1 protein-coding gene is annotated in these 559 nt (G+C 63.7%); it reads right to left on the bottom strand.

Annotated elements, in window-relative coordinates; translation table 11 throughout:
* Positions 1-559 (bottom strand): hypothetical protein (locus IEV86_RS17625; RefSeq protein WP_188484850.1); only part of this gene is annotated, 559 nt, incomplete at both ends.

Here is a 559-nt window from a genome sequence, read left to right as displayed (position 1 = left end):
GGCCGAAACGGGAATGAGCGCCTCTCGAGCAGACTTCGACAACTGAGTGACGGCAAGCACCGATGCGGTGATCGCGCAGTAGTCGAGCATGTCGACGAAGGCCTCCAGCGCCTCAGCAGAACGGCCCTCGTGGTGGAGCATGTCGGCGCGCAGAGCCATGGCTGAGTTCTTGAGCCTGGGCCCCTCATCGCCGGCCAACAACTGCCCTGTGGCGGTCCACAGCGGATCATGCTGCCCGAAGACGAAGGCCTGACGCGCTTTGACGACCGAGTACCCCGGACTCGGTGGACTCATCCGCTCGGCCAAGCCCTGCAGGGCCTTCCCCTCGCCCGCAGCGGCCAGCACGAAGCTGACGATGTTGACGATGGCCGAGAACCGTGCGCTAAGTACGCCTGTCGTCGGCAGAAGCTGAACCTGCAGACTCTCCACCAGCAGCTTCGCCGCGGCCGAAGCTCGCCCTTCATACACAAAGCACAGACTTCTCAGCACGTGCGGAATGGGCCCCAGGAATTGGGTGGGCTTCGCCTGGTCAAGTGCGATGATGATCAGTCGGGCTGCA

The sequence above is a fragment of the Cellulomonas carbonis genome (assembly GCF_014636275.1).
In the GTDB taxonomy this organism is placed as follows: Bacteria; Actinomycetota; Actinomycetes; order Actinomycetales; family Cellulomonadaceae; genus Actinotalea; species Actinotalea carbonis.
This window is presented reverse-complemented; position numbering and strand designations above follow the sequence as displayed.